We start from the raw sequence: 16577 nt of genomic DNA on the forward strand, positions 1-16577 counted from the left end.
GCGCCCGTTTGTGGTTATGTCATAAAAGTGTGACGCGGCGCAGTGCGCTCGCGCGCAGGGACGCATCGAAACCGCAGACGAGGTCACGGAATGCCCGGCTCACAGGCTGGAACGCAGCGCCTTGCGGCCAATTGGCCGATGATGGCGCTGCTGATGCTATGTTATGGGACATGGGTCCTGGCGACGATCTGGCTGCCTCTTTGGGCGGCGATCCCCGTTCTGGTGCTGGCGCTCACGCTGCATTCTTCCCTCAGCCACGAAGCCCTGCACGGACACCCGACGGACCGGCCATGGATCAACGCGGCGCTTGTGTTCCCGGCGCTTGGGCTCTTCGTGCCTTACCTCAGGTTCCGCGATCAGCACCTGGCGCATCACCGGGACGCTGTGCTGACCGACCCCTATGACGACCCGGAATCCAACTACCTTGACCCCGCGGTCTGGGACCGGATGCCGGGCGTCTTGCGTCTGGTGATGCGGGTGAACAACACGCTGGCCGGGCGGATGCTGATCGGGCCGGTGCTGGGGCAGCTGAGCTTTATGGCCAGTGACGCGCGCGCGATCCTGCGCGGCGACATGCGCGCGGCGCTGGGCTGGCTCTTGCACGTGCCGGCGGTGGCGCTGGTGCTGTGGTGGCTTGCGGCGTTCAGCGCGCTGCCGCTCTGGGCGTATCTGCTGGCCTGTTATGGGGCGATGGCGGTGCTGAAAATCCGCACGTTCCTCGAGCACCAGGCACACGACCACGTTGGCGGACGCACTGTCGTGATCGAGGATCGGGGCCTGCTCGCGCTCCTCTTTCTGAACAACAACTTTCACATCGTGCACCACATGCACCCCGCGGCGCCCTGGCAGACGCTGCCGCAGCTTTATGCGGCAAACTCGGCGCGGTATCTGGGGCGCAACGCCGGATACCGCTACGCGTCTTATGCCGAGATTTTCGGCAAGCACCTGTTCCGGGCCAAGGATGACGTGCCGCATCCGCACTGGCGCGCGCCGGGGGACGGGGCCTAAAAGGCCGTCATGGACCTTTGGATCGTCGCGACCGTCGCGGCTGCCTTCTTTCAGACGTTGCGGTTTATGCTGCAAAAGCACCTCGCGTCGGCGGCGCTCTCGGCGGGTGGGGCGACCTTTGCGCGCTTCGTCTACTCGGCGCCCTTCGTGGCGACGGGGCTGGCGCTGTGGCTTTGGTCTTCCGGGACGTCCCTGCCTCAACTGGGCGGCGCGTTCTGGGTCTACGGCGTGGCAGGCGGCGTGGCACAGATCGCTGCGACGGTCTGCGTCGTCCTGATCTTTCAGTCGCGCAACTTTGCCGTAGGCATCACGCTGAAAAAGACCGAAGTGCTGCAAGCCGCCTTTCTCGGCCTCGTGATCCTCGGCGAGGGCGTGAGCGCTGCCGGTCTCGGCGCGATCCTGCTGGGGTTTGCCGGGGTGCTGCTGCTCTCCGATCCGCCGCGCGATGATCTCAGCTGGCGGGACCGGCTCACGTCAAAGGCGATGCTGCTGGGACTTTTGTCGGGGTTTCTCTTCGGGATTTCTGCTAACAGCTACCGCGCCGCCTCGCTCGAGGTGATGACCGACAGCGCCATCCTGCGCGCGGCGGTGACGCTGGCGGCGGTGACGGCGCTGCAGACCGGGCTGATGACGCTGTGGCTGCGGCTGCGCGAGCCGGGCCAGATCACCCGCGTGATCGCCGCGCGGCGCGTGGCGCTGTGGGTGGGGCTGACCTCGATGGCCGGATCGCTGTGCTGGTTCACCGCCTACACGCTGCAGACGGCGGCGTATGTGAACGCGCTCGGCCAGGTGGAGCTGCTCTTCTCGCTCGCCGCCTCCGTGCTTGTGTTTCGCGAGACGGTCACACGGCGCGAGCTCGCCGGCATCGCACTGTTGACCGCGAGCATCCTGGCGCTGGTGCTGATCCTCTGACGGCGGTGGCGGATAGCTTGATGCAATCGCATCGGTCGAGCACGCGCCGCCCCAGGGGGGGCGGGTCGGCGCGGCCTGACGGTGCCCGTCAGGCGGGTGCTTTGAATTGAGCGATGGGTATAACGTCTAAGGCCGCCAGCTCCGTCAGTCCTGCAGACTGGGCGCACGGCCCTTAAGCCGCAAAAACAGGCTCTCTTCGTCATCATTCCGAAAGTACGGCACCGAGGGCGGCGGGCCGTCGCTGGCGGCAAGCCCCGAGATCTCGGCCAGCACGACCTCGGTGATGAACGGCAGATCGAAGTTGCGCACATCCGGCAGCGCGATCCACTGCAGATGCGAGAGCTCGTCCTCGGCCCGGCTGAAATCGTCGGGGTCCGACGCAAGGTCCTCGGCATCGACCAGAAAGAACCGCGCATCGAACCGGCGCGGCCGGCCTGGCGGCGTGAGCGCGCGAAAGACAAACGTCAGCGGCGCGCCCGAGGGGCGGTGACCCGTGGCGGCAAAGCCCTCCCAGGAGGCAGGACAGGGACCCTCCCACGAGGCGGGCGTGCCGAGCACCAGCCCGGTCTCCTCAAAGAGTTCGCGGATCGCCGCGGCGGCAAGCTGCGCGCCCATGTCCGTCGCGGCATCTTCGGCCAGCCGCGCGGCGCAAGGCGCGTTCAGAGGCGCCGTCAATTGCACATCCGCATCCGCCGCATCGACCGCCCCACCGGGAAAGACAAACTTGTTCGGCATGAAGGCCGCTTTGGCGCCGCGCTGACCCATCAGCACTTTGGGGGCGGTCTTGCGGTCGCGCAGCACGATCACCGTCGCCGCATTGCGGATCGTGGCAGGCGCGCTCATGCGGCGCCGAACCCGTGCATCCGGCGCGCCCACTGGTAACCCACGATGGCGCCCTTGAGCCGAGGCAACAGGTAAAGCGACAGGGCCACGCACCCGACCGCAAAGATCGAAAAAAGCACAAGCGGCTCTGGCTGGAAGCGGAAGAACACCACATGCAGGAAAGGCGCCATCAGGTGCCCGACAAGCAGGATCGTCAGAAAGGCCGGGCCGTCGTCGGCGCGGTGGTGGCTGAGGTCCTCGTGACAGACGGGGCAGCGTTTGCGGATTGTCAGGTAGCCCTCCATGACCGGGCCGCTTCCGCATTTCGGGCATTTCCTGCGCCACCCGCGCCATATGGCGGATCGTGCCTTGCGGGACTGGCCTTCGGGCTCTGCATGTTCACTGCACATGGCCCGTCATACGCCTGTCGACGCAGTGATTGAAAGCGGGTTCCGGCGCTTTGCGGCCCGATGTCGCAAACTTTCGCCGGCACGGTTTCGAGAAAATGCGCCTGACCCCCGACGGAATGCCCAGGCGCTCCCGTGAAACCCTGCAGACCCCGCCGAGACACGGCGCGGCATTTTGAGGATGAGGAAAGACCATGACGAAATTCGGGACACACTATCTGGCGATTGCCCTTCTGGGTGGCGCGTCGCTGACCTTGGCGGCGGGCGATCTGGCGGCCAAAGAGCCGCGTGCTCAGGTTGCGCCGGCCTTTGAAGAGCTGGACGCCGATGCGGACGGCTCGGTCACCGCGGCGGAGCTGGAGGCCTTTGGCGCGGCGCGGTGGGCGGCTCGGTTTGCGGCGATTGACACTGATGGCAACGGTGCGGTCTCTGCCGAAGAGCTCGCCGCTGCCGCGGACAAGCGCGCCGCCGTGCGCAGCGCCCGGCACGCCGCCCGCATGATCGAGCGGCTCGACGCCGATGGGGACGGGGCGCTGAGCCTTGCCGAACTTGCAGAGCGTGGCGGATCGGACAGACGCGGTGGAGACCGCGCCGAACGTCTGCTGAGCCGGGCCGATACCGACGGCAGCGGCGCTTTGTCAGAGGCCGAGTACAGCGCTGCCCTCGACAAGATGAAGGCGCGCCGGGACGGCGGTCCCCGCCACAAAGGCCCGCGCGCGGACCGCGGGTAAACGCCAGGCACTGCGGGCGCGGGGCAGGTTTGCCGCGCGCCCGCAAAGCCGCTACGCCGGAGCCATGGCCATGCCGCTCGACACCGAGGACGCGCTCGACGACGACGCCCTGATCGCCGCCTTTGCCGCGGGGGATCGCAGCGCGGCGCGTGTTCTGACACTGCGCCATACGCCGCGTGTGCTGGGCCTTGCGCAGCGGATGCTGGGCACCCGGGCGGAGGCCGAGGACGTGGCACAAGAGGCGATGCTGCGGCTCTGGCGCGCTGCGCCGCGGTGGGAGAGCGGCGGCGCGCAGCTGTCCACCTGGATCTACCGGGTGGCGTCGAACCTCTGCATCGACCGGCTGCGGCAGCGCCGGACGGCGCGGCCCGTCCCGCTGGACGCGGTCGCGGAACCGCGCGACCCGGCGCCGGGCGCCGAAGGTCAGATGCAGCAGGCGGCGCGGTTTGCGGCCTTGGATGCGGCGCTGCAGGCGCTGCCCGACAGGCAGCGGCAGGCCGTGGTGCTGCGCCACCTCGAGGGCCTCGCCAATCCGGCAATTGCCGAGATCATGGACATCTCCGTGGAGGCGGTCGAAAGTCTGACCGCGCGCGGCAAACGTGCCCTGGCAGGGGCCCTCTCCGGCCAGCGCGCAGAACTGGGGTTTGACGATGACTGACCGCCGTACCAAGGCCGATAAGCCCGCGCCGGAAGCAAACTGGCTCGACGACCTGTTCGCAGAGCGTCGAGAGGCCGAAGAGCCTGCATCGCCAGACCTCCTGGCGCGTGTGCTGGAGGACGCCTACGCAGCGCAGCCGCTTGCGGGGCCGCCGGAAATCGAGGTCGCGCAAGCGCCTTGGTGGCGGCAGGTGCTCGATGCAGTTGGCGGCTGGCCGGCTGCGGCGGGGCTCGTCACTGCGGGGCTGGGCGGGCTTTGGATCGGATGGGCGCAGCCTGCGGCGCTCGATGCACCGCTGCAGGTGCTTGCGCTGGGCGATGTTGCCAGCCTCTCGCTTTTGGCCGAGCCGGAAGTGGAATTCTTTGCGCTCGATGCCAGCGAAGGGGGGACGTGATGTCCGATAAGTCCAGAGCGCCGCGCTGGATGCGGGTGGTGTTGGCGCTGTCTTTGGCGTTCAATTTGGTTGTCGTGGGGCTTGTGGCCGGCGTGCTCTTGCAGGGCCGTCATGGCCCGAGGTCGGCGGACGGTGCGATGCGGATGCCGTATATCGCCGCGCTGCCGCCGGAGGCGCGCAAGGCGCTGGCGCAGGAGGCGCGGGTGCAGCGGCGGGACAGGGCGGATGGTGCCGACCGGCGCGTGGCCTTTGCCGAGAGTCTTGCGCTCCTCAGGGCCGATCCCTTTGATGCGGGCGCGTTTGCGGAGCACATCGAGGCGCATCTGGAGCGGTCCCGGCCGTCGCATCAGGCGGGGCGGGCGGCGCTTGTCGCCTATCTTTCGGGGCTTCCTGCGGAGGCAAGGGCGGCGTATGCCGACCGGCTCGAAGCGCATCTGGACAAGCGGCTTAAGCCCTGAGCTAGGTCGCGCGGTGAGGCAGCGTCAGGCAGCGTCGCGCGACAGATGGATTTGGTTGCGGCCGTGGGCCTTGGCTCCGTAAAGCGCGCGGTCGGCTTCGGCGAGGAGCGTGTCGATGCCGCTGGGTGCGCCGCGCGCGGCGTGGGTGCCGAGGCTGACGCCGATGCTCGCCGTGACCGATAGGCCGGTGGACGCGCCGGGCAGGACAAAGGGTTGGTCGGAGATTTGACGGCAGAGGCGCCGGGCCGCGGCGCGGGCGGCGGTGGCGCCAGTGTCGGGCATGGCGATCAGGAATTCTTCCCCGCCGATGCGCGCCACGAGGTCCTGCGCGCGCAGGTTTTCAGTCAGCCGCCGCGCGGTTTCCTTGAGGACGGCGTCGCCGGCGGCGTGGCCGTGGCGGTCGTTGATCGCCTTGAAGTGGTCGAGATCGAGGATCATCAGCGCAAAACCCTGTCCGCCGGCGGCGTCGCGCGCGGCCATGCGTTGCAGGTGCGGCAGCGCGTAGCGGCGGTTGAAGAGCCCGGTGAGCGGGTCGGTGACGGCGGCATTGAGCCCGCTTTCGACGGTATGGCGCAGTCGGTCGGCGACACGCTTGCGCGCGATGAGGCGGCTCAGGCGCAGCTCGAGTTCGGCGGTTTCGACTTCGACAGGGATGAGGTCGTTGGCGCCGTGGTCGAGCGCACGGCAGGCCGCGTCAAGGAGGCTCTGTGGGGCGAGCGCCAGGATCGCCGCGCCGCGCGAGGCGGGCCGGGCGCGGATGTTGGAGATGAGGCCAAGCCCCTCGTCCAGCCGCCCGGGCGCCAGCAGCACGACAAACGCCTCGGGTGCGCCCTGACCGGTGTCGGCCAGAAGGCAAGTACGCAGGTCCGTTTCAAAGAGCGCCGAAGGCATCGCGGGTTTCAGCGTGCTTGCAAGCCGGGCGACGGCGAGCGTGTCCTCACCGGCGAGGGCGATCCTGGCCGGGCGTGCGCTCTGCGGAGCAAAATCCCCAAGGCCGAGCGCGCGGCACGTGCCGTCCCGCAGCGACAGCTCCCGGTCTGCTTGCGCGGCGCGCAGGAGTGCGCGGAGCCGGGCGAGGATGTGGTCGGTCGAAATGCCGTGGCCAAGCACGTCGCCAGCGCCCGCGCGCAGGAGCGCGGTGCGGTCAGAGGTTGCGCAGTCGGGACGAAGGGTGGCGATCGGCACGTCCCGCCCGTCCGATGCAAGGCGTTTGATCACCTCGGTGCAGGCGCCGAGGTCGAACCCCGGTCCCAGCAGCACGAGGTCGGCGCTGGCATCGGCGGTGGCGGCAACCACCTCGTCCGCGGTGGCCGCTTGCACGACCTGGTAAAAGGCCGCGCTCAGGCGGACCTTCCAGACAATCCGGTTTGTCGGCACCGGGTCGGCCATCACTATTTTCACAGGCATGCTCTGCTCGCCTCGACACCGTTCTTGTTTTGACGTTCGTGTTTTGACAACCATGCGCGCGGAAGGGTTAAGAAACCCTTTAGACTTTGCAAAAGGAGCCGCGCGATGCGTCAGGAGGCTGCCGAGACACTGGCGCTGGAGGCCCTTGGATGGCTGGCGCAGAACGACGATTTGCTGCCGGTGTTTCTGGGCACGACGGGCGCGTCGGTTGCGGATGTGCGCGCGCAGGCGGGCGATCCGGCGTTTCTGGCGTCCGTGCTGGACTTTCTGCTGATGGACGACGCCTGGGTGGTCGCCTTTTGCGATGCGGGCGGGCATGCCTACGAGGCTCCGATGCAGGCGCGCATGGCGCTGCCGGGCGGAGGTGAGGTGCATTGGACCTGACCGGGTGGGCCCTTGGCGGGCTGATCTTTGACAAGGACGGCACGCTTCTGGATCTGCAAGGAACCTGGGGCGGGTTTGCGGCGGATCTTGTGGCCTCGCTTGCCGAGAACGCGGCAGAGGCGGAAGCGCTGAGCCGCGTCTGGCAGCTCGACCTTGCGGCGCGGCGGTTTGAAGACACCTCGCCCGCGATTGCCGGGACCAATCGGGAGCTTGCGGAGCTCGCCAGTGCCGTAGTGCCGCGTCTCGATCCGGATGCGCTCGAGCGGCGGATCGCCGAAGAGGGAGCCGAAGCGCAGGTTGTGCCGTTGATGCCGCTTGTGCCGCTCTTTGACGCGCTCGGCGGGGCAGGGCTGAGGCTGGGTGTGATGACCAACGACGCAGAGGTCTCCGCGCGCGCGCATCTGACGGCGCTGGGCGTTCTGGATCACCTCGATGTGGTCATTGGCAGCGATAGCGGGCATGGCGGCAAGCCGGACTCCGGCCCGGTCCTGGCAGCGGCGTCGCGACTGAATGTGTCGCCAGCGCGCTGCGCGATGGTCGGCGATTCGGTGCACGATCTCGAGGCCGGGCGCGCGGCAGGCACACGCACCATCGCGGTCCTGACCGGGACGGCCCCCGCCGAGGTGCTGGCGCCGTGGGCAGACGTCGTCCTTGGCTCAGTGGCGGAGTTGCCTGCGGCGCTGAGCCTAGAAGGGTTCGGGGCCGGTTCCGGCGCCTGATTTGCAAAAAGCGACACGATGTGTCGATTTTGATGGCGCGTCGCGGTGCGGGACTGCGCGAGGTAGGGACGACCGAGGAGGACCTGCCATGGACGCCATCACCGCACCGAACACAGCGCCCCGCCGCCGCAGCAGGGGAGGCGGCCGTGCCGGCAATGCCGCGCGCCGGGGGACGGCGGTCATCGAGCAGATGCCCTGGAAGCAGCCGGTGCTGATCGACCCGCCCGTCGAGCCGCTCAGCGAAGATGGCGTGGCGCGCGTGCACGACGCGGCGATGCGTATTCTCGAAGAGACCGGTGTGGTTTTCCTCAACGAGGAAGCGCTTGAGATTTTCCGCAAGGCAGGCGCCAGGATCGACGGGAACATCGTCTACCTCGGCCGTGAGTTCGTGATGGAGATGATCGGCAAGGCGCCGAGCACCTTTACGCTCACCCCGCGCAACCCGGACCGCAAGCTGACGATCGGTGGCAATCATATCGCCTTCGGGAACGTGTCCTCGCCGCCGAATTACTTTGACCTCGAAATCGGCAAGAAGGTCTCCGGCACGCGCAAGCAGTGCCAGGACCTGCTCAAGCTGACGCAGTATTTCAACTGCATCCACTTTGCGGGCGGCTACCCGGTGGAGCCGGTGGACATCCATGCCTCCGTGCGTCACCTCGATGTGCTCTATGACAAGCTGACGCTGACGGACAAGGTCATGCACGCCTACTCGCTCGGCAAGGAGCGCGTGGAAGACGTCATGGAGATGGTCAAGATCGCGAACGGCCTCACCGAGGAGGAGTTCCAGGCTACGCCCTACATGTACACCAACATCAACTCGACCTCGCCGCTCAAGCACGACGAGCCGATGATCGACGGGTGCCTGCGCTGCATCCGGCGGGGGCAAGCGGTGGTGGTCACGCCTTTCACGCTCGCGGGAGCGATGGCGCCGGTGACGCTGGCGGGCGCCGTGGCGCAGTCGCTGGCGGAATCGCTCTGCGCAATCGCCCTTTTCCAGTACGTCGCGCCGGGCTGCGCCTGCGCGATCGGCACGTTCACCTCGAACGTGGATATGAAGTCCGGCGCGCCTGCGTTTGGCACACCCGAGTACATGCGCGCCACGCAGATCACCGGCCAGATGGCGCGGTTCTACGGCTTGCCCATGCGCGCCTCGGGCGTGTGCGCCGCCAACGTGCCGGACGGGCAGGCGATGTGGGAGACGTCGAACTCCCTCTGGTCGGCGGTCCAGTCGGGCACCAACATGGTCTATCACGCGGCGGGCTGGCTCGAGGGCGGTCTGATCGCGAGCCCTGAAAAGTTCATCATGGATTGCGAAGTGCTCCAGCACATCCAGCGTTACCTCGACCCAAGCCTGACAGCGACGGATGACGATGCGCTGGCGCTGGATGCGATCGCCGAAGTTGGGCACGACGGGCACTTCTTTGGCATCCAGCACACGCAGGACCGTTACACGACCGCGTTTTACCAGCCGTTCCTGTCGGACTGGAAGAACTTCGAGGCGTGGGAGGTCGCGGGTGGAGTCTGGACGGCCGAGCGTGCGCACCGGGTCTACAAGGAGATCGTGCACAGTTTCGAGCCTCCAGCCATGGACGAGGCGCGGCGGGAGGAGCTCGGTGCCTATGTTGAGCGCCGCAAGGCCGAGGGCGGGGCGCCGACGGACTTCTGAGCGCGGGATCGGCTCCATGTGAGCGCAAGGCCGCCAAGGATTGCGCAGCGTTCAGGTAAGGTGGGCAGTGCCGCAAGCGTGCGGGTTCCGTCTCGCCGCGATCCTGCCCACCTTCCACGTGCCGCTCTTGACACTGCACCCGCGCGCCGGGCCTATGGCGCGACACGAGCTGAAGGCCCACCGCCATGACCACCCGCCTGCCGCGCCCTGACGCCGCCTCGCTCTGGCCCGGGCCCGAGCGTTGGGACCACGTGCGCTCGGCCGCGCGTGAAGCGCCAGCCACCGGAACCCCGGCGGGCGCAGTCCCTTGCGCAGACGCAAGCGACATCGCCGCGGCAGTGGAGAAAGCCCGCACGGCCTCCGCTTCAAGCCCGCTCAAGGACGACATCCCCACGCGCCTCGCCGCACTTGACGCTTTGATCACCGGGATCACCGCGCGCCGAGAGGACTTCGCCCAGGCCATCAGCGCCGAGATGGGTTCGCCCATCGACTTTGCCCGCGACAAACAGGTGACCGCCGCCCTCGGCCACCTGGAGGCCACCCGCGACGCCCTGACGAATGCCCCGGACCGCACCGAGGCCGCGCCGGGCCACTGGACGCGGCACGAGCCGCTGGGCGTTGCCGCGCTCATCACCCCCTGGAACTGGCCCCTCAACCAGGTCGCGCTCAAGCTCGGCGGCGCGCTTGGCGCGGGCTGCGCGGTGCTCTTGAAACCTTCGGAACTGGCGCCGCTCAGCACCTCTATCCTGGCGCAGATCATCGACGCCGCCGGCCTCGCGGGCCAGGTGCAGATCGTGATGGGCGACGGGCTGACCGGGCAGGCGCTGGTGGAGGCGGACGTCGACGTCATCTCCTTCACCGGCTCGACCGGGGTCGGACGCAAGATCGCGGCGCGGGCGGGGCAGGACCTCAAACCGGCGGTGATGGAGCTGGGCGGCAAATCGCCCAACCTGCTCTTTGACGATTGCGACGTAGCGCTCGCAGTAACTCAAGGCGTCGCGCACTGCTTTCGAAACTCGGGCCAGTCCTGCAACGCCGCCTCGCGCATGCTGGTGCAGCGCGGCACCTACGCCGAAGTCATCCAGCTCGCCAAGGCGCAGGCCGAACAGGCGGTCTTTGCCGACCCTGGCCAGCCCGGCGACCACTTTGGCCCGCTCGTCAGCCGCGCACAGCTGGCGCGGGTCGACGCGCTCATCGCGCAGTCCATCGCCGAAGGGGCACGGTTGGTCACCGGCGGCGTGTCAGGGCACATGCAAGGCGGCTTCTTCCCCCGCCCCACGGTCTTTGCGGACGTCACGCCAGACATGGCGCTTTTCACCACCGAAGCTTTTGGCCCGGTGCTGTCGATCACGCCGTTCGAGACTGAAGCCGACGCCATCGCGCTTGCCAACCACGGGCCTTACGGCCTCGCAGGCTACGTGCAAACAGGCGATCCCGCGCGCGCAGCCCGCGTCGCCGAAGCGCTCGAAGTCGGCATGGTCCAGGTGAACGGACAAAGCCGAGTTGCCGGAGCCCCCTTCGGCGGACGCGGCGCCTCGGGCTACGGCCGCGAGGCCGGTCTCTGGGGAATCCGCGCCTTTCAGACGGTGAAATCCGTCAGTGGCGCGCGCTGACCAGACGCCCGCTCCGCACAAACCTTTTCGGCGCATTTTAGATGTTCGCGTTTCGTTAAATCCTTTGCGCGATGGTCCGCGTCGAGGGGAAGTGAGATGCATGGATTGATGAACAAGGCCCTGCAGGGGTTTTGTACCGACGCCTATGGCGCGGACACCTGGACACGCGTGATGCGGCTGAGCGGCACCGGCCTCGACGGGTTCGAGGCGATGCTGAGCTATGACGACGACGTGACGCCCGCAGTGCTCGGCGCGATGGCGCAGGTGCTGCGCAAACCGCGCGCCGAGGTGCTGGAGGACATGGGGACCTACCTCGTGTCACATCCCAACACGCAAGCCCTGCGCCGCCTTTTGCGCTTCGGAGGGGAGACGTTTGCGGAGTTTCTCAACTCCCTCGACGATCTGCCGGACCGCGCCCGGCTGGCGCTGCCGGATCTCGAGCTGCCGCGGCTCGAGCTTTGGGAGCTGCGCCCCAACGAATTCCGGCTCGAGGTGACCAGCCCGCTTGCCGGGTTCGGTCACATCTGCGTCGGCATGCTGCGCGCGATGGCGGACGACTATGGCGCGCTGGTGTTCCTCGAACACGCCGGGCGCAGCGGCGAGACCGAGACCATCGAGGTCCGCCTGATCGAAAGCCGTTTTGCCGAAGGGCGCCGGTTTCACCTGGTGGCCTCGTGATGACCGCTCCGACACATAGTCCAGCCACGGCCCGCGCCGCAGCGCCGGATGCTGCCCGCGATGTGCTTTGCCCGATGCACCTGCGCCTCGATGCCAGCGGTGTGATCCGGCACGCCGGTCCCACGATCTCCAAGGTGCTGTGCGCGCTTGCGGGCGAAACGCCCTTTGCCCCCGGCGCGGCCTTCGACGCGCTGTTCGAGATCGAGCGCCCGCGCGGTGCGCCTGCCGTGACCGGGCTTTACGCCCATGTCGCGGAAAAGCTGCATCTCAAGCTGCGCGCGCCGCCGCACACCCGTCTCAAGGCAGTCCTGGCGCCTGACCCCGAGGGCGGCGGCGTCCTGATGGATCTGTCGTTCGGGATTTCGATCCTCGACGGGGTTCGGGATTTCGACCTGACCAGCCGTGACTTTGCGCCCACCGACCTGACGATCGAGCTCCTCTACCTGGTCGAGGCAAAATCGGCCGCCATGGAAGAGACGCGGCAGCTGAACCTCCGCCTCAAGGAGGCGATGTCCCGCGTCGAGCAGCAGGCCCAGACCGACCCGCTCACGGGCCTTGCCAACCGGCGTGCCTTTGACACGCACCTTGCGCGGCTTCTGGACATGGACCACCCGTTCAGCCTGATGCAGCTCGACCTCGACTACTTCAAGCAGGTCAACGACACCCACGGCCACGCCGCCGGCGATCAGGTCCTGACCCATGTGGCGCAGATTATGAAGGGCGAGACGCGCAGCGACGACATCGTCGCGCGCGTCGGCGGGGACGAGTTCATGCTGATCTTCCCCGGCCTTCTGGACCGCGCGCGCCTCGCGGACATTGCGCAGCGTCTGATCGACGCCATCACCGCGCCGATCCCGCTCGAGGGCATGCCGGGGACCGCGGAAATCTCCACCAGCGTCGGGATCCTGCGCAGCACCGACGTCGCGGACCGAAGCGTCGATGTACTGATCTCCGGCGTCGACACAGCGCTCTACGCCTCCAAACGCGCCGGCCGCGCCCGGGCGACGTTTTGGGAGCCGCGTGGCGCGTGAGGCCTATGCAGTCAGACTCGAGACAGAGTTTGTGACCGCGCGCTTTAGCATTAGTTCATAAACCCAATTCAAATTGGCTTCAATCAAAGCTCCCGCCTGACGGGAACCGTCAGGCCGCGTCATGCCGAAGGCATGCCTCCGGCATGACCCGCCCCCGTCAAACCAAAGGTTTGCCTCTGGCAAAACGGGCGGCGCGATGCGCCACCCCTCGGGCCGGCGCGTGCTCATCCGTCCGAACGTAAGTGATTTATGGTTGATGTTCTTAGTGGTGAAAGGACGCTGTCGGTCGTCGCCCGAAGGTTGGCCCGCTCAAAGTAGCTATAAGCAAGAGTTGGTCCTTGGGCGGCGCCGCCTCGAAAAAGGCTAGACGTCTAGCCGAATACGCTGTCCCAACCGGCCCCAACCCTTCGCATGAAACCGGCTTGAACGTCGCGGGTGGCTGGTGCTAGATCAGCGCTGCGCGGGTATGGTGAAATGGTATCATAAGAGCCTTCCAAGCTTAAGGTGCGGGTTCGATTCCCGCTACCCGCTCCACGATCTGCTCGCGCCGGTGCGAGATCGAAGCCCCGGCATCTCCCCCACACGCAACACCGCACGAGGTGCGACCTCACGGACCTCCGCGCCCTGTCAAGCCTGCTTGACGGCTTGCGGCCCCGGGTCTTAAAGCAAAAGACCATTCGGGAGAGACCATGGCCGACGCCGCCCCACACGTGCAGGAAGACCGCGCCAAATCGAGCGACCTCAAGGCGTTGCGCGCGCTTTGGCCGTTTATCCTGCCCTACCGCAAGCTGCTCCTCGCCGCCGTCGGCGCGCTGGTTCTGACTGCGGCCGTCTCGCTCGTGCTGCCCATCGCGGTGCGGCGCGTGGTCGACAACTTTGGCGTCGCGGATGGCGCGCTTCTCGACCGGTATTTCAGTGCGGCCATGGGCATCGCGGCGCTCCTCGCGCTGGGCACCGCGCTGCGCTACGCGCTCGTCACCCGCCTCGGAGAGCGCGTGGTGGCCGACATCCGCCGAGCCGTCTTTGACCGCGTCATTGGCATGTCGCCGGCCTTTTACGAAAAGCTGCTGACCGGGGAAGTCCTGTCGCGGATCACCACCGACACCACGCTGATCCTGTCGGTGATCGGCTCGTCGGTGTCGATCGCGCTGCGCAACCTTTTGATCTTCATGGGTGGGCTGGCGCTGATGCTCTACACCTCGCCCAAGCTCACCGGGCTTGTCCTCTTGATCGTGCCCGCCGTCGTCGTGCCGATCCTCACGCTCGGGCGGCGCGTGCGCAAGCTCAGCCGCGAGAACCAGGACTGGATCGCCGCGAGCTCCGCCAACGCCTCCGAAGCGCTGGGCGCCGTGCAGACCGTGCAGGCGTTCACCCACGAAACGCTCAGCCGCAACGCCTTTGGCGATGTGACCGAAAAGGCGCTGAGCGCCGCCTACCGCCGGGTGACGACCCGCGCGATCATGACGGCCATCGTCATCTTCCTCGTCTTTGCCGGCGTCGTCGGCACGCTCTGGATCGGCGCCCGCGACGTGCGCGCAGACGCCATGACGCAAGGCGAGCTGGTGCAATTCGTGATCTACGCCGTAATGGTCGCGGGCTCGGTCGCGGCGCTGTCGGAGATCTGGTCCGAGCTGCAACGCGCCGCCGGCGCTACAGAGCGACTGGTAGAACTGCTACAGGCCGAGGACAGCGTCTCGGACCCGGCGGCATCGCCCGTGATCGAGGCCCGCGCCGAGGGCGCCATCGCCTTTGAAAATGTCACATTCCGCTACCCCGCCCGCCCCCAGACTGCCGCTCTTGACGGGGTGAGCCTGCAGATCGCACCCGGCGAGACGGTGGCCTTTGTCGGCCCGTCGGGCGCGGGCAAGACGACGATCATCCAGCTGATCTTGCGGTTCTATGACCCCGACGCCGGGCGGATCACGCTCGACGGGACCGATCTGACGGCGATGCCGCGCGAGGCGTATCGCCAGTCGCTGGCGCTGGTCAGCCAGGACCCGGTGATCTTTGCCGCCTCGGCGCGCGAAAACATCCGGTTCGGGCGTCCCGAGGCCACCGATGCCGAGGTCGAGGAGGCCGCCCGCGCGGCAGCCGCGCATGACTTCATCAGCGCGCTGCCCGAGGGGTTCGACACCTATGTGGGCGAGCGGGGCGTGATGCTCTCGGGCGGGCAAAAACAGCGCATCGCCATCGCCCGCGCCATCCTGCGCGACGCGCCGGTGCTGCTGCTCGACGAGGCGACCTCCGCGCTCGATGCCGAAAGCGAGCGCGCGGTGCAGGACGCCGTGACGCGGCTGGCCGAAGGGCGTACGACGCTGGTGGTGGCGCACCGCCTCGCGACCGTGAAACAGGCCGACCGCATCGTGGTGATGGAGGAGGGGCGCATCGTCGCCCAAGGCACGCACGACGCGCTGGTGGCCGAAGGTGGGCTCTACGCGCGGCTTGCGCGGCTCCAGTTCACCGCAGGTCTGGCCGCGGAATAAGGCCCGTGTCTACCGCCCCAACAGCCAGGGTCGACAGCTCGCGCAGCAACTTGGCCTCCATCGCGCGGGCGTAATCCTCGAACCCCAGTGCGGTCTCCACAAACGGGTCCGGCCCGTGCAGGACGTAGGCGCGGTAGTAGGCGCTGAGCTCGGCAAGGCCAGTCTGGCGGATGTCCCCGGCGGGCGCATCGTCCTGACCGATCACCAGCCCGTTGACCGTGATCCGCCCAAGCCCTGCCCGCGTGACGTCGCGCGGATGGGGACCGGTGTTGGACAGGCCATCGCCGGAGAGGTCCAGCGTCAGCTGCCAGCACGCCGACTGCTCGGCCAATGCGGCCTGCGCAAACCGGAGGGCGGACCCGATGGCGGTGGATTCGTCCATCGGCACCCGCGTGACAGAACGCAGCTGCGCCGAAAGGGAGGCAAGGTCCGCCTCGCTCCGCACAGCGCGCCAGGGCAGCACCACGCGCTGCGCCTCGGGACCGGACCACTCGAACACCATCACCCGCAGCTCTGCCACCGGGCCAAGCGTCACGGCTTCCACCACCCGCGGCGACAAAAGCGCGGCGGCGAGGCCGTCCAGCTGAAGGCGGTACTCGCGCGCGTCAACGCTGCCCGACACATCGAGCCCCAGCGCCAATGCTTGCCGGCACGGCGCGGCCTCAACCGCCCCGGCTAGCGCGCACAGCGTCAGCGCCAGCGCGCGCAGCATCACCCTACCAGTGTCCGGTGTTCTCCATGCTGGCCCACGGCTCCGCCGGTTCGAGGCTGTCGCCCTCTTGCAAGAGCTCGATTGAGATGTTGTCGGGCGAGCGCACAAACGCCATATGCCCGTCGCGCGGCGGGCGGTTGATCGTCACGCCGTTGTCCATCAGGTGCTGGCACACCTCGTAGATGTTGCCGACCCGGTAGGCCAGATGGCCAAAGTGGCGCGAATCCGACGGCAGCCCGTCATCGCCGTCCCAGTTGTAGGTCAGCTCGACCGGGCACTCCTCCTGGCCTTCGGGCGCCATGAAGACGAGCGTGAACCGGCCCTTGTCGTTTTCGATCCGGCGCTTTTCCTTGAGGCCAAGCAGGGCGTAGAACGCCATCGAGGCGTCGAGGTCCTTCACGCGGACCATGGTGTGCAGATAGCGCAGCGTCATCGGGTCTTCCTTTTGTCTAAGCTGACTCAAGACATAGCAAAGTGGCGCTGCACGCCAAGGC

Annotated in this window: 18 protein-coding genes and 1 tRNA gene; 14 read left to right on the top strand and 5 right to left on the bottom strand. The window is 67.7% G+C overall.

What is annotated here, in order from left to right; genetic code table 11:
• Positions 1–138: 138 nt before the first annotated feature.
• Both ACU0B3_RS13305 and ACU0B3_RS13310 read left to right on the top strand, forming a co-directional pair.
• A complete protein-coding gene (locus ACU0B3_RS13305) occupies positions 139–1008 on the top strand; it encodes a fatty acid desaturase (RefSeq protein WP_446261341.1) in 870 nt (289 codons plus the stop codon).
• A gap of 9 nt (positions 1009–1017) precedes the next feature.
• On the top strand, positions 1018–1920 hold the full coding sequence (locus ACU0B3_RS13310) for an EamA family transporter (protein WP_446261342.1): 903 nt from the start codon (positions 1018–1020) through the stop codon (positions 1918–1920).
• Positions 1921–2064: 144 nt separating this feature from the next.
• On the opposite strand, the gene ACU0B3_RS13315 is transcribed toward ACU0B3_RS13310, so the two are convergent.
• Together ACU0B3_RS13315 and ACU0B3_RS13320 are read right to left on the bottom strand one after the other, a co-directional pair.
• Positions 2065–2763 carry an NUDIX hydrolase gene (locus tag ACU0B3_RS13315; protein ID WP_446261343.1) on the bottom strand — a complete coding sequence of 233 codons (699 nt, stop codon included), beginning with the start codon at positions 2761–2763 and terminating at the stop codon, positions 2065–2067.
• Positions 2760–3152: a DUF983 domain-containing protein gene (locus ACU0B3_RS13320; RefSeq protein WP_446261344.1), complete on the bottom strand. Its 393-nt coding sequence runs from the start codon at positions 3150–3152 to the stop codon at positions 2760–2762. The genes ACU0B3_RS13315 and ACU0B3_RS13320 overlap by 4 nt, the downstream gene beginning before the upstream one ends.
• A 191-nt stretch (positions 3153–3343) precedes the next feature.
• On the opposite strand from ACU0B3_RS13320, the gene ACU0B3_RS13325 reads away from it, so the two are divergent.
• The 4 genes from ACU0B3_RS13325 (at position 3344) to ACU0B3_RS13340 (ending at position 5390) form a co-directional block, all read left to right on the top strand.
• Positions 3344–3880, top strand: a complete 537-nt coding sequence (locus ACU0B3_RS13325) for an EF-hand domain-containing protein (RefSeq protein ID WP_446261345.1) — start codon at positions 3344–3346, stop codon at positions 3878–3880.
• Positions 3881–3944: 64 nt separating this feature from the next.
• Complete coding sequence (locus tag ACU0B3_RS13330) at positions 3945–4538, top strand: RNA polymerase sigma factor (protein ID WP_446261346.1); 594 nt, start codon at positions 3945–3947, stop codon at positions 4536–4538.
• Entirely contained in the window at positions 4531–4932 is a 402-nt protein-coding gene (locus ACU0B3_RS13335) for a dihydroorotate dehydrogenase (RefSeq protein WP_446261347.1), read from the top strand. Before ACU0B3_RS13330 ends, ACU0B3_RS13335 begins: the two co-directional genes overlap by 8 nt.
• On the top strand, positions 4932–5390 hold the full coding sequence (locus tag ACU0B3_RS13340) for a periplasmic heavy metal sensor (protein WP_446261348.1): 459 nt from the start codon (positions 4932–4934) through the stop codon (positions 5388–5390). The genes ACU0B3_RS13335 and ACU0B3_RS13340 overlap by 1 nt, the downstream gene beginning before the upstream one ends.
• 24 nt (positions 5391–5414) lie before the next feature.
• Here the strand turns inward: ACU0B3_RS13340 and ACU0B3_RS13345 are convergent, their stop codons facing one another.
• On the bottom strand, positions 5415–6797 hold the full coding sequence (locus ACU0B3_RS13345) for a diguanylate cyclase (RefSeq protein WP_446261349.1): 1383 nt from the start codon (positions 6795–6797) through the stop codon (positions 5415–5417).
• 105 nt (positions 6798–6902) lie between these two features.
• Here ACU0B3_RS13345 and ACU0B3_RS13350 point away from each other — a divergent pair, with 105 nt between their 5' ends.
• The 8 genes from ACU0B3_RS13350 to ACU0B3_RS13385 all read left to right on the top strand — a co-directional run bounded on the left by ACU0B3_RS13350 (position 6903) and on the right by ACU0B3_RS13385 (position 15371).
• Complete coding sequence (locus ACU0B3_RS13350) at positions 6903–7181, top strand: DUF3572 domain-containing protein (protein ID WP_446261350.1); 279 nt, start codon at positions 6903–6905, stop codon at positions 7179–7181.
• Complete coding sequence (locus ACU0B3_RS13355) at positions 7172–7900, top strand: HAD family hydrolase (protein ID WP_446261351.1); 729 nt, start codon at positions 7172–7174, stop codon at positions 7898–7900. The genes ACU0B3_RS13350 and ACU0B3_RS13355 overlap by 10 nt, the downstream gene beginning before the upstream one ends.
• A gap of 88 nt (positions 7901–7988) precedes the next feature.
• A complete protein-coding gene (locus ACU0B3_RS13360) occupies positions 7989–9566 on the top strand; it encodes a trimethylamine methyltransferase family protein (protein ID WP_446261352.1) in 1578 nt (525 codons plus the stop codon).
• Positions 9567–9751: 185 nt separating this feature from the next.
• Positions 9752–11179, top strand: a complete 1428-nt coding sequence (locus tag ACU0B3_RS13365; RefSeq protein WP_446261353.1) for an aldehyde dehydrogenase family protein — start codon at positions 9752–9754, stop codon at positions 11177–11179.
• Between the two features lie 96 nt (positions 11180–11275).
• The gene (locus ACU0B3_RS13370; protein WP_446261354.1) at positions 11276–11857 is read left to right on the top strand and encodes a heme NO-binding domain-containing protein; all 582 of its coding nucleotides are present in this window, start codon (positions 11276–11278) and stop codon (positions 11855–11857) included.
• Positions 11857–12888 (top strand): GGDEF domain-containing protein, encoded by a 1032-nt coding sequence (locus ACU0B3_RS13375; protein ID WP_446261355.1) that lies wholly within the window; start codon positions 11857–11859, stop codon positions 12886–12888. The genes ACU0B3_RS13370 and ACU0B3_RS13375 overlap by 1 nt, the downstream gene beginning before the upstream one ends.
• A 460-nt stretch (positions 12889–13348) precedes the next feature.
• Positions 13349–13422 (top strand) — tRNA-Gly (locus tag ACU0B3_RS13380).
• 155 nt (positions 13423–13577) lie between these two features.
• Positions 13578–15371 carry an ABC transporter transmembrane domain-containing protein gene (locus ACU0B3_RS13385; RefSeq protein WP_446261356.1) on the top strand — a complete coding sequence of 598 codons (1794 nt, stop codon included), beginning with the start codon at positions 13578–13580 and terminating at the stop codon, positions 15369–15371.
• Here ACU0B3_RS13385 and ACU0B3_RS13390 read toward each other — a convergent pair.
• Positions 15346–16083, bottom strand: a complete 738-nt coding sequence (locus ACU0B3_RS13390; protein ID WP_446261357.1) for a DUF1194 domain-containing protein — start codon at positions 16081–16083, stop codon at positions 15346–15348. The genes ACU0B3_RS13385 and ACU0B3_RS13390 overlap by 26 nt on opposite strands.
• A 4-nt stretch (positions 16084–16087) precedes the next feature.
• A complete protein-coding gene (locus ACU0B3_RS13395; protein ID WP_446261358.1) occupies positions 16088–16516 on the bottom strand; it encodes a VOC family protein in 429 nt (142 codons plus the stop codon).
• Between the last annotated feature and the right edge of the window lie 61 nt (positions 16517–16577).

The organism is Pseudaestuariivita sp., assembly GCF_052825805.1.

What these genes read in the sequence shown, in the direction of transcription:
- ACU0B3_RS13305 (WP_446261341.1), top strand. Translation starts at nt 139, where the DNA reads ATGATGGCGCTGCTGATGCTATGTTATGGGACATGGGTCCTGGCGACG.
- ACU0B3_RS13310 (WP_446261342.1), top strand. Translation starts at nt 1,018, where the DNA reads ATGGACCTTTGGATCGTCGCGACCGTCGCGGCTGCCTTCTTTCAGACG.
- ACU0B3_RS13315 (WP_446261343.1), bottom strand. Translation starts at nt 2,763, where the DNA reads ATGAGCGCGCCTGCCACGATCCGCAATGCGGCGACGGTGATCGTGCTG.
- ACU0B3_RS13320 (WP_446261344.1), bottom strand. Translation starts at nt 3,152, where the DNA reads ATGTGCAGTGAACATGCAGAGCCCGAAGGCCAGTCCCGCAAGGCACGA.
- ACU0B3_RS13325 (WP_446261345.1), top strand. Translation starts at nt 3,344, where the DNA reads ATGACGAAATTCGGGACACACTATCTGGCGATTGCCCTTCTGGGTGGC.
- ACU0B3_RS13330 (WP_446261346.1), top strand. Translation starts at nt 3,945, where the DNA reads ATGGCCATGCCGCTCGACACCGAGGACGCGCTCGACGACGACGCCCTG.
- ACU0B3_RS13335 (WP_446261347.1), top strand. Translation starts at nt 4,531, where the DNA reads ATGACTGACCGCCGTACCAAGGCCGATAAGCCCGCGCCGGAAGCAAAC.
- ACU0B3_RS13340 (WP_446261348.1), top strand. Translation starts at nt 4,932, where the DNA reads ATGTCCGATAAGTCCAGAGCGCCGCGCTGGATGCGGGTGGTGTTGGCG.
- ACU0B3_RS13345 (WP_446261349.1), bottom strand. Translation starts at nt 6,797, where the DNA reads ATGCCTGTGAAAATAGTGATGGCCGACCCGGTGCCGACAAACCGGATT.
- ACU0B3_RS13350 (WP_446261350.1), top strand. Translation starts at nt 6,903, where the DNA reads ATGCGTCAGGAGGCTGCCGAGACACTGGCGCTGGAGGCCCTTGGATGG.
- ACU0B3_RS13360 (WP_446261352.1), top strand. Translation starts at nt 7,989, where the DNA reads ATGGACGCCATCACCGCACCGAACACAGCGCCCCGCCGCCGCAGCAGG.
- ACU0B3_RS13365 (WP_446261353.1), top strand. Translation starts at nt 9,752, where the DNA reads ATGACCACCCGCCTGCCGCGCCCTGACGCCGCCTCGCTCTGGCCCGGG.
- ACU0B3_RS13370 (WP_446261354.1), top strand. Translation starts at nt 11,276, where the DNA reads ATGCATGGATTGATGAACAAGGCCCTGCAGGGGTTTTGTACCGACGCC.
- ACU0B3_RS13375 (WP_446261355.1), top strand. Translation starts at nt 11,857, where the DNA reads ATGACCGCTCCGACACATAGTCCAGCCACGGCCCGCGCCGCAGCGCCG.
- ACU0B3_RS13385 (WP_446261356.1), top strand. Translation starts at nt 13,578, where the DNA reads ATGGCCGACGCCGCCCCACACGTGCAGGAAGACCGCGCCAAATCGAGC.
- ACU0B3_RS13390 (WP_446261357.1), bottom strand. Translation starts at nt 16,083, where the DNA reads ATGCTGCGCGCGCTGGCGCTGACGCTGTGCGCGCTAGCCGGGGCGGTT.
- ACU0B3_RS13395 (WP_446261358.1), bottom strand. Translation starts at nt 16,516, where the DNA reads ATGACGCTGCGCTATCTGCACACCATGGTCCGCGTGAAGGACCTCGAC.